Here is a 10,285-nt window from a genome sequence, read left to right on the forward strand (position 1 = left end):
AGTAGTTATCAATCTTATTCCATTATTTTTTTTTTTGAATTAGACTCCGCCTCCGCTGGTGTTCAAGCGCATTTGTGCACTCGGCAAGAACAACAAATATCTGTCGCAGGGGAGCGAGGCGTGAATTTCAAAAAGAGTACAATTGCGTTGGCGGTGGGGTCGGCGGTGTGCATGTCCAGTGGCGTATGGGCGGCGGAACAGTCGAACACGATGGAGATCGCTCCGATCACGGTGAAGGGCGAAAAAATCGACCGCTCCCTGGAGAAAACCCAGTCGAGTGTCGCTGTGGTGACGGACAAGCAACTGCGCGAGAAGGAAGACCATAGCCTGGTCGATGTGTTTGCCCGCACACCGGGTGTCTACAACACCTCCGGCAACGAAAACTGGGGTATCCGTGGCGTGCCGGTCTCCGGCTTCGATGACCAGGGCCCGGCTGCGCTCAATGGTGCGGTCTCGGTATTCGTCGATGGTGCCGTGCAGCCAAACCGCGCACTGACCCTGAGCCCGATGCCGCTGTGGGACGTCGAGCAGGTCGAAGTATTCCTCGGTCCGCAATCCACCACTCAGGGCCGCAACTCCCTGGCTGGTGCGGTGGTCATCCAGACCAAGAACCCGACCTTCGTGCCGAGCTTTTCGGCGCAGGCCAATGGCGGTACCTACGGTGAGCGCGGTGGCGCGGTGGCCGGTGGTGGCGCGATCGTCGACGATAAGATAGCCGGTCGCATAGCCGTGGATTACCAGGAAGGCGACGGCTACATCGACAACCTCTTCAACGGCGACGATGCCAACAAGACCCGCACCGCGAACTACCGTGGCAAGTTGCTGGTTCTGCCCAACGACGATCTTGATGTGCTGTTGACTTATGCCCACGATCAAAGCCGCAAGGGCGATAACTCGGTGGTTCGCCAGGGCGACAGGATCCGCTATTACAAAATCGACTCCAACACTGACGCCTACGACAAACTCAAGCAGGACACCGTCAGCGCCAAGATCGACTACCGTCTCAATGATAACTGGTCCATCACCAGCCTCACGGCCAACACCGACTCCGACTACGACGCCCGTCTGGACTTCGACCAGACCTCCGTCGACAATCAGGTGGTGTTGCGCAAGCAGTATGGCGACCTGTTCAGCCAGGAACTGCGCCTGAACTACAACTCGGATACGTTGAAGAGTTTTGCCGGCCTCTACTACGGCCACAACACCAACAATTTCCACGACCGGTTGTTTTTCGATAACGAGCCATTTGGCGATGTCAAGGGTGATACGACGATCGAGAACAAGGCCGTATTCGGTGAAATCAACTGGACCTTCGCCCCGCGCTGGACGCTGATCACCGGTCTGCGCTACGACCACGAGACCAACGACACTGACGTCAAGCAGGATGATTTCTCGACACCGGGCAAAGACAAGCAGACCTCCGATGCGGTGCTGCCCAAACTCGGTATCGACTACGAGCTGGCCGACAATCAGTTCGTCGGCTTCATGGTGCAGAGAGGTTATCGCGGCGGCGGCGTCAACGTCCGGGCCGGTAGCGGTCACCAAGCCTACGATCCGGAATACACCACTAACTACGAGCTGTCCTACCGCGGTTCTTTCATGGACCAGACCCTGCGTACCCGCGCCAACCTGTACTACACCGACTGGAAGGACCAACAGGTCAGTGTCGTGAACCCGCAAACCGAGTTCTTTGACGTATTCAACGCCGGTCGCAGTGACATCAAGGGTCTGGAAGTCTCCGTTGAAAAAGACTTCGGCCAACAGCTGACGCTGAACGCCGGTGCCTCGGTGACTGATGGCAAGTACAAGGACTTCGTCACCAGCGACGGCCGGGACATGAGCGGCGAGGACTTCCTCTTTTCGCCCAAGTACAAGATGGCGTTAGGCGCTACCTATCGCTGGAATGACCGTGTGACCCTCAACACCGATGTCGTCTGGCAGAGCACTTCCCCGTCTGAGTACGAGTTCGATGACGCGGGTCAGGTTACCGGTAAGCGCAAGGCCGACAACTACTGGCTGGCCAACTTCAACGCCGAGTACAAGATCACCAAGAACGTCGCGGTATCCGGCTACGTGAAGAACGCCTTCGACAAGGAATACGTCACCAACAACCGCAGTGGCGACATCATCGATGTCGGGGCTCCGCGCACAGCGGGTCTGATCTTGCGCTACGACATGTAAACCCATGGACGAGGGGAAAGGATTCCCCTCGTCCGGTTTCACGGCTCTCGTTACCTGAAACCATCGTTTTCAGGCAGCCCCGGTCCTTTCCAAACCCAGCCTCCCTGGAGGAAATCATGAGTGCTTTTTCGAATGCCACATCCGGTGGCGCCCAACAGCTACGCCTGGCGCATACCGGTCTGTCGAGCCCTTACTGCCTTGATCCGACGCCGCTGCTGGAACGCCAGCAACAGCAGGAGTCCAACGCCCGCAGTTACCCTCGGCGCATTCCGCTTGTGCTGGAAAGGGCGCACGGTATCTATGTGCGGGACAGTCGCGGACAGGTATTCGTCGATTGCCTGGCCGGTGCCGGCACCCTGGCGCTGGGGCACAACCATCCGGTTATTGTCGAAGCCATCACCCAGGTGCTGGCCTCGGGATTGCCGATGCACACCCTGGACCTCATGACCCCGGTGAAGGACGCATTCGTCCAGGAAGTCTTCGGCTGCCTGCCAGCTGATTTTGCGCGAAACGCGCGCATCCAGTTTTGTGGCCCCAGTGGAGCCGATGCGGTGGAAGCAGCACTGAAGCTGACCCGCACTGCCACTGGGCGGCATTCGGTACTCGCCTTTGAAGGGGCCTACCACGGCATGACGCTGGGCACGCTGTCGATCAGCGGCAACCTGTCGCCGAAAAATGCTCTTGGCGGCTTGATGGCAGGCGTTCAACGCCTGCCGTTCCCCCATGATTACCGTTGCCCGTTCGGCGTGGCGGGCGAGCAGGGCGTGACCCTGAACGTGCGCTATCTCGAGCACCTGCTCAACGACCCGGAAAGCGGCGTGACCGCGCCAGCGGCAATGATCCTCGAACCGATCCAGGGCGAAGGCGGGGTTATCACCGCCCCCGATCGCTGGTTGCAGGAACTGCGCCGCCTGACCCAAGCCCATGGCATTCCGTTGATCGTCGACGAAATTCAGTGCGGCATCGCCCGCAGCGGGCGGATGTTCGGCTTCGAGTACTCGGGCATCACCCCGGACGTGATCACCCTGTCTAAAGCCATCGGTGGCGGCCTGCCGTTGTCGGTGATGGTCTACAACGATTCCCTCGATGTCTGGCAACCGGGCGCCCACGCAGGCACCTTCCGTGGCAACCAGCTGGCGATGGCGGCTGGCACCGCGACCTTGCGTTTCATCCGCGATGAGGGCCTGGTGGCACATGCCGAAAAGGCTGGCGCGCACTTGCGCAAACAGTTGTTGAGCCTGCAAAGCGAATTCGACTGGATCGGCGACGTGCGAGGCCGGGGCCTAATGCTGGGCATGGAAGTCGTCGACCCGCAGGGGGACCGCGATGCCCAGGGCCATCCGCCGGTGGACACCTCTCGGGCGAAGGCCTTCCAGCAAGCGTGCCTGCAACACGGCCTGATCGTGGAGCTCGGTGGTCGCCACGGCGCCACCGTGCGCTTCCTGCCACCGCTGATCATCACCGAGCAGGAGATCGATTTCGTCGCGCAGATCCTGTTCTGTGCGGCGGCTGCGATCAATGCGCGTCCGTTACGCTGAGGCATCGCGAAAGAGGGGCCTGCCGATTGCAATCGGCGGGCTTTTTTCATTGGACAGGGAGTGGCAATGCACACGTTTTTTGCCTCGATGAAGCCCGTCTGGCTGTTGCTGGCGGTGCTTGCGTTAAGCGCTTGTGGTGATCAAAAGGCACCTGCCGTAGACAGTGTGGCGGTACCGCGGGTGAAGACGCTGACGGTACAGCCGCGGTCCTTTGCCATGACCACGGATCTGCCAGGCCGGATCGAGCCGGTGCGCATCGCCGAGGTGCGCGCACGGGTGGCCGGTGTGGTGCTGACCCGCCAATTTCAGGAGGGCAGCGACGTCAAGGCCGGCCAGTTGCTCTTCAGCATCGACCCGGCACCGTTCAAGGCCGCTTTGATGCGCGCCGAAGGCGCACTCGCCAAAGTCGAGGCGGATGTTTATCGCGCGAACGCCCAGGTCCAGCGTTTCAAACAACTGGTGGCAATCAACGCCGTGAGCCAGCAGGCATTCGATGACGCCATGTCCGACCTCAAGAGCACCCAGGCCAATCGCCTGACGGCCCAGGCTGACCTGACCACCGCCCGGCTCAACCTCGGTTACTGCCAGGTACGTGCACCGATCAGTGGCCGTATCGGTCGTGCCCTGGTCAGCGAGGGCTCTCTGGTGGGGCAAGACGAGGCAACGCAAATGGCGCGGATTCAGCAGTTGGACCCGATTTATGCCGACTTCACCCAACCGGCCGAACAGGTGGTGGCGTTGCAACAGGCGCTGGCCAGCGGGCGCCTGACACTGAGCGATAGCGGTTCTGCCGAAGTGACGCTGCAGGTGGGCAACCCGGCGCAGGTGCGCCGTGGCACCTTGATGTTCTCCGATATTTCCGTGGATCGCGGCACCGGGCAGGTGACGCTGCGCGGCGAATTCCCCAACCTGGACCATCTACTGCTGCCGGGCATGTACGTGCGCGTGGTGGCGCCGGCCGGGGTCGATCCACAAGCCTTGTTCGTGCCGCAACAGGCGGTGCAGCGAGGTGCCGACGGTCAGGCGCGGTTGATGCTAGTGGACAAAGGTGGCGTGGTGCGCGAGCGGGTGGTCAGCACCGGAACGATGCAAGGTTCCGACTGGCAGATCACTTCGGGGTTGGCGGCTGGCGAGCAGGTGGTGATCGAGCGCGTCGACAAGGTCAGCACCGGCACACAGGTCAACATCGAAGCACAGGTCAACGTCCAGACAATGGTCAAAGTTGAAACGCTGGCCGGGCAGCAGGCCCCCAACTGACGGATGCAATCGATGCCCGATTTTTTCATCAACCGTCCGAACTTCGCCTGGGTCATTGCGCTGTTCATATCCCTTGCCGGGTTGCTGACCCTGGGGACGTTGGCGGTCAACCAGTACCCTGACGTGGCGCCGACGCAGATTGTGGTCAGCGCCAGCTATCCCGGCGCATCGGCACAGATCGTCAGCCAGAATGTCACCAGTCTGATCGAGGAAGAGCTCAATGGCCTCAAGGGCCTGATCTATCACGAGTCCAACAGCGCCAACGGCGGGGCCGACATCACCATCACCTTCAAGCCGGGCACCGAGGCCGACCTAGCGCAGGTCGACGTGCAGAACCGCCTGCAACGGGTAATTGGGCGCATGCCCCGGGCGGTGATCGAGCAAGGTTTGAAGGTGGAGCAGTCGCGCTCCAATTTCCTCTTGGTGTATGCCCTGTCCTACACCGACGACCAGCAGGATTCCATTGGTCTGGCGGACTATGCCGCCCGCGCCGTCAACAATGAAATCCGTCGGGTGAACGGGGTCGGCCGGGTACAGATGTACACCGCTGAACGGGCCATGCGCATCTGGATCGATCCGGCGCGACTGGTGGGCTACAACCTGTCGATGGCCGATATCGGCAAGGCCATTGCCGCGCAGAACGCCCAGGTGCCCGCCGGCAGCATGGGCGAACGACCGGGGCCGGCCGACCAGCACATCACGGCGACGGTGATGGTACAGGGGCAGCTCGAATCGGTGGAGGCGTTCGGCAACATTGTGCTGCGGGCCAATGACGACGGTTCCAGCGTGCGCATTCATGACGTGGCGCGGGTCGAGCTAGGGCGACAGGACTACCGCTTCGACGCGCGCCTCAACGGCAAGCCGGCGGCGGCCATGTCGGTGCAGCTGGCACCGCAAGCCAACGCGCTGGAAACGGCGAAGGCGATCAAGCTGCATCTTGAACAGCTGTCGAGCACCTTGCCGGCGAACATGACCCTTAGCGTGCCCTACGACACTTCATATTTTGTCGATGTAGCGATCCGGCAAGTGATCTACACCCTGATCGAAGCCATGGTCCTGGTGTTCCTGGTGATGTTGCTGTTCCTGCAAAACCTGCGCTACACGCTGATTCCGGCGGTGGTGGTGCCGGTCTGCCTACTGGGCACCATTGCGGTAATGGCGCCGCTGGGTTTCTCGATCAACATGATGACCCTGTTCGGCATGGTGCTGGCCATCGGCATTCTGGTGGACGATGCCATTGTGGTGGTGGAGAACGTCGAACGCTTGATTCGCCAGGAACGGCTGGCGCCCAAGGCCGCGACCCGTAAGGCGATGAAGGAAATCAGCGAGGCGATTGTGGGCATCACGCTGGTGCTGTCGGCGGTGTTCCTGCCGCTGGGGTTCATGGGCGGGTCGGTGGGTATCATCTATCAGCAGTTCGCCATGGCGTTGTCGGTGTCGATCCTGTTTTCCGGGTTCCTTGCGCTGACCCTGACACCGGCCTTGTGCGCCACGCTGATTAAGCCTTTAGACCCGGCGCATCAGAGCCACAGCCATCGCTGGATGAACGCCTTCAACCGACGTTTCGAAGCCATGGCCCAAGGCTATGAACGGCTGGGGGCGAGCTGGATTCGACGCGGCGCCCGCAGCATGGGGTTGTATCTGTTGTTGCTGCTGGTGCTGGCGTTTGCCTACGCACAGCTGCCAACTTCGTTCCTGCCGTCCGAGGATCAGGGCTACATCGTCACCGATATCCAGTTGCCGCCCGCGGCTTCGGCTTCACGCACCGACGTCACGGTGCAGGCCTGGGAGCGATATGCCTTGGCGCAGCCGACCACCGATCATGTGTTGGCGATCATGGGCTTTAGCTTTTCCGGGGAAGGCGCTAACGCCGCCATGTCCTACGTCACCCTCAAGGACTGGTCGCTACGCGGTAGTGGGGAGTCGAGCAAGGCAGTGGCGCGGGGTGCGAATGAAGCCTTCGAAGACGTGGCCGACGGCACCCTGTACAGCGTAGTACCGCCGCCGGTGGACGGTCTGGGCACTGCCAGCGGTTTCGATCTGCGCTTGCAGGATCTGGCGGGAAAAGGGCGCGAAGCGCTGTTGAAAGCGCGGGATCAGTTGATTGAGGCGGCCAGGGTATCAAAGGTGATCGGTCACCTGAGCGAGGATGGCCTGGCCGATGCGCCGCAAATCAAGGTCAGCATCGACCGGGAAAAAGCCGAGGCCCTGGGCGTGAGTTTTGATGTGATCAGTGCAGCGTTGTCTTCGGCGCTGGGGTCGGAACAGATCAACGAATTCGCCAATCAGGGGCGGATGCAACGAGTGATCGTCCAGGCAGATGGCAGTAGCCGGCAAACCCCGAAGCGCTGTTGCGCCTGCAGGTGTCCAATCGACAGAACCGCCTGGTGCCGCTGGAAGCCTTCACCCGTTTCGAATGGCAGGTCGGACCGTTGCAGATCGGTCGCTACAACGGCTCGGCCTCGTTGCGTTTTTCCGGTGAAGCCGCGCCGGGTTACAGCAGCGGGCAAGCGATGGAGGAGCTGCGCAAAATCGCCCGTCGGTTGCCGGCCGGTTTCAGCCTGGAGTGGTCCGGCCTGTCGTTACAGGAGCAGCAGGCCAGCGATCAGGTGCCGATGCTGGTGGGCCTGTCGATGACCATGGTGTTGCTGGTGCTGGTGGCGCTCTATGAGAGCTGGGCGATTCCCTTCGCCGTGTTGCTGATCGTCCCTATAGGCATGCTCGGCTCCGTGGCGGCGGTGACGGTCACGGGCCTACCCAATGACGTGTACTTCAAGGTGGGGCTGATCACCATCATCGGTTTGGCGGCGAAGAACGCGATTCTGATCGTCGAGTTCGCCAAAGCGCTGCACGCTCAGGGCATGAGCCTGGCCCAGGCGGCGGCCCAGGCGGCGCGTCTGCGTTTTCGACCCATTGTAATGACGTCATTGGCGTTCATTCTTGGCGTCGTACCCCTGGCGCTGGCCACTGGGGCTGGCGCTGCCAGCCAGCGGGCGATCGGCACCGGGGTGATAGGCGGGATGCTGGCGGCGACGGTGCTCGGGGTGTTGTTCGTGCCGGTATTTTTCGTATTGGTACTGCGGCAGGCCGAGCGCTTGCGTCGGGCGGTCAGTGTCCAGGAGGGCGTGAGTTGAGAGGATTACATCTTGAGCACGCCGTGATGGCGGGAGGGCGGATCGGTCAGCAGTTTTTTCGAGGTGCCCGGGTTGTCTGGCAGTGCCTCGCTGAGTTCCCAGATTTCCAGCATTTTTGCGTACTCGAACGCATGGCGCGGATCGGCCTGGACCCATTGCTGGAACGTCGCACGCTCGCTGGCGGTGCAGGTTTCGTCACTTAGGCGCAGGCACCAGTGTGCGGCATGGGTGAGGATTTCATCATCTGTTTCGTGAGGGCTGGAAGGTTTCATCGACCCTTACCTGCGTGACCGAAAGGGGCACTCTAATGGAGCGATTGGTAAAAAAACGTCAAAAACAACATCAGCCATTCAACTGTCGAAACGTTATCGAAAAGGACTGTTCGCATGTACGACCGCCAGGCAATGAACGTTCAGGAACCCTCTGCACTGGAGCGCAAAACCAACAAACCCATCCGCGAGTTGCTGGGCTTTTATGGCCTGCGCACCAGTCTGATCCGCCTCAAGGTAATCGACGCCCTGCTGATCGCCAACAGGGAGGGCCGCTCAATAGGCGTCAACGGGACCCATGCCTGGCTGGAGTCATCGGCGGTGGAATGTACGTTCATCAGCGTGCGCGAAGTGCTCAAGCGGTTGTGCGAAGAGCGGGTCATCGATTATCAGGCGGACAAGAGCTATCGCTTCACCGCCGAGGCCTGGGCGATATTGATGCGTCCTACGGGTTGAGGAAGGGCATGCAACTAGGGTCATATCGACTGTCAGCCGCAGTAAGCGCCCATCCCTGGGCGCTCCTGCCCGTGAAGGACAGTTTGTCGATGCCCGGATGAGTACTGAAAGCGCCCCCTACCCCGGCGCCACCGCCAACGATGTTCAGCACCCCATGAGGTGTAGCGCCTCGTCGTCAACGAATCTCATCCCTTTTGCTTGGTCGATGAGGGCGTCTGGCTTCAATATCGGTACGGCCAAACTTATTGCGATATTGGACTCATCCACATTCCACCCTTGTCGCAGTGATCCAGCTCGGTGACAACTCCACGTCGCCCAACGCACTGGTTCGCACACTCTGCAGCCTCAAGGAGCGCCTATGCCCGGACAACTTTTGACTCCTAACGCAAAGAGCCTGCTTGCAGCTCTACCTGACTACTCCATATTGAATGCCGCAGAGCGAATTCAGCTTGAGTGCGCCGCTGAGGGAACTTTCAGTGATCGCGGCAACCGTCCCGTATTTCTGGTGGCAGCCCTACCGAATCGCCTCGCAGACGTGATCCGAGCTTGGGGCCGAATAGCGCCAGAAGTGGTGTTTGATGAAGTGGCGGACGCGATCAAAGCGCTGCAAGGGAAGGTTGATGCCTAACATCCAGTTAACGATACCCTTGGGCCGGCTATCGACAGTTTGTTTTCGCCTGCCGGCAGTCCATCCGCACGGCAGAGGCCATCGTTGATGGTCTAGTCCTGATAGTCCGGAGCAAGTGCTGCCAAAGGGACAACGTATTTAGAACCCGCTTGCAAGCAAGAACATAAAGCAGAAATATCCTCTTGAAGGCTCATCGCCTGCTCCCAAATACTGTCGACATCACTGGTAGTCACAGTGAGGGGGGAACCCTCCAGTACCGTCATGGCCATGGCATGCAGGCGTAAGAAGTCTTCTCGAATGCTGCCGATTCCTCCGATTTCACTCAGGCAGGCATCCAGCCGGTCCACCACGTTCAGCAATTGAGAGGTCTCATAGCTCTCGCGCAGGGCATCAAGTGCCTTGGCATCCACTTCCCCATAGGGTGTCACTCGAAATGAAGCGGGCGGAATGTGCATCAGTTCGTCTCCTCAACGTTGCTAGGGGGCATCTGTTGCCCACGAATTGAACCCGCAGCCTGCTGGAAAATGGAGTCCTTGATCCAGGGTTCCGGCGGGCGCTTGAGTTTCAGGTTGAATTCCCCAAAGCGTTTGACGTTGCTGGTCAGGTAAGGACTCAGAAACGATACGTCCTCATCGGTAAACTGCCAGCCATCATGGGCGAGCTTCTGTAGGATGCGCATCATATCGACGGTGTTTTGCAGAATCACCGAGGAGGCGACCATGTCGTTGTAGCGTAGGCGCTTCTGCTGCTCGTCCGGATCGTTCTCGGCGATGACATCGCCGCCGAAGGACAGCCACTTCGAGAAGCCGTTGTAGGACTCGA

Annotated in this window: 9 protein-coding genes and 1 pseudogene; 6 read left to right on the forward strand and 4 right to left on the reverse strand. The window is 60.3% G+C overall.

Features of this window, described 5'->3' with window-relative positions; translation table 11 throughout:
• Nucleotides 1-120 precede the first annotated feature (120 nt).
• The 4 genes and pseudogenes from RS887_RS25800 (at nt 121) to RS887_RS25815 (ending at nt 8,110) form a co-directional block, all read left to right on the forward strand.
• A complete protein-coding gene (locus tag RS887_RS25800; protein WP_322617598.1) occupies nt 121-2,181 on the forward strand; it encodes a TonB-dependent receptor in 2,061 nt (686 codons plus the stop codon).
• Between the two features lie 116 nt (nt 2,182-2,297).
• Nucleotides 2,298-3,719: a diaminobutyrate--2-oxoglutarate transaminase gene (locus tag RS887_RS25805; RefSeq protein WP_322617599.1), complete on the forward strand. Its 1,422-nt coding sequence runs from the start codon at nt 2,298-2,300 to the stop codon at nt 3,717-3,719.
• Nucleotides 3,720-3,785: 66 nt separating this feature from the next.
• A complete protein-coding gene (locus RS887_RS25810; protein WP_322617600.1) occupies nt 3,786-4,976 on the forward strand; it encodes an efflux RND transporter periplasmic adaptor subunit in 1,191 nt (396 codons plus the stop codon).
• 12 nt (nt 4,977-4,988) lie between these two features.
• Nucleotides 4,989-8,110, forward strand: a pseudogene (locus tag RS887_RS25815) (multidrug efflux RND transporter permease subunit).
• A 5-nt stretch (nt 8,111-8,115) separates the two neighbouring features.
• Here RS887_RS25815 and RS887_RS25820 read toward each other — a convergent pair.
• On the reverse strand, nt 8,116-8,382 hold the full coding sequence (locus tag RS887_RS25820; protein ID WP_322617601.1) for a FecR/PupR family sigma factor regulator: 267 nt from the start codon (nt 8,380-8,382) through the stop codon (nt 8,116-8,118).
• A 114-nt stretch (nt 8,383-8,496) separates the two neighbouring features.
• Between RS887_RS25820 and RS887_RS25825 the strand changes: the two genes are divergently transcribed.
• Entirely contained in the window at nt 8,497-8,835 is a 339-nt protein-coding gene (locus RS887_RS25825; protein WP_322617602.1) for a fe2+ zn2+ uptake regulation protein, read from the forward strand.
• On the opposite strand, the gene RS887_RS25830 is transcribed toward RS887_RS25825, so the two are convergent.
• Nucleotides 8,825-8,986, reverse strand: a complete 162-nt coding sequence (locus tag RS887_RS25830) for a hypothetical protein (RefSeq protein ID WP_322617603.1) — start codon at nt 8,984-8,986, stop codon at nt 8,825-8,827. The genes RS887_RS25825 and RS887_RS25830 overlap by 11 nt on opposite strands.
• Before the next feature lie 207 nt (nt 8,987-9,193).
• Here RS887_RS25830 and RS887_RS25835 point away from each other — a divergent pair, with 207 nt between their 5' ends.
• The gene (locus tag RS887_RS25835; protein ID WP_322617604.1) at nt 9,194-9,463 is read left to right on the forward strand and encodes a hypothetical protein; all 270 of its coding nucleotides are present in this window, start codon (nt 9,194-9,196) and stop codon (nt 9,461-9,463) included.
• Between the two features lie 92 nt (nt 9,464-9,555).
• On the opposite strand, the gene tnpC is transcribed toward RS887_RS25835, so the two are convergent.
• Complete coding sequence (gene tnpC, locus RS887_RS25840) at nt 9,556-9,918, reverse strand: Tn3 family transposase post-transcriptional regulator TnpC (protein WP_322617605.1); 363 nt, start codon at nt 9,916-9,918, stop codon at nt 9,556-9,558.
• The coding region (locus RS887_RS25845) for a Tn3 family transposase (protein ID WP_322617606.1) at nt 9,918-10,285 on the reverse strand (368 nt) is incomplete at its 5' end. The genes tnpC and RS887_RS25845, both read right to left, overlap by 1 nt.

Source organism: Pseudomonas sp. BIC9C (genome assembly GCF_034541995.1).
Classification (GTDB): Bacteria; Pseudomonadota; Gammaproteobacteria; order Pseudomonadales; family Pseudomonadaceae; genus Aquipseudomonas; species Aquipseudomonas fluorescens_CC.

Coding starts and splice junctions, on each gene's coding strand:
- RS887_RS25805 (WP_322617599.1), top strand. CDS start 2,298: ATGAGTGCTTTTTCGAATGCCACATCCGGTGGCGCCCAACAGCTACGC.
- RS887_RS25810 (WP_322617600.1), top strand. CDS start 3,786: ATGCACACGTTTTTTGCCTCGATGAAGCCCGTCTGGCTGTTGCTGGCG.
- RS887_RS25820 (WP_322617601.1), bottom strand. CDS start 8,382: ATGAAACCTTCCAGCCCTCACGAAACAGATGATGAAATCCTCACCCAT.
- RS887_RS25825 (WP_322617602.1), top strand. CDS start 8,497: ATGTACGACCGCCAGGCAATGAACGTTCAGGAACCCTCTGCACTGGAG.
- RS887_RS25835 (WP_322617604.1), top strand. CDS start 9,194: ATGCCCGGACAACTTTTGACTCCTAACGCAAAGAGCCTGCTTGCAGCT.
- tnpC (WP_322617605.1), bottom strand. CDS start 9,918: ATGCACATTCCGCCCGCTTCATTTCGAGTGACACCCTATGGGGAAGTG.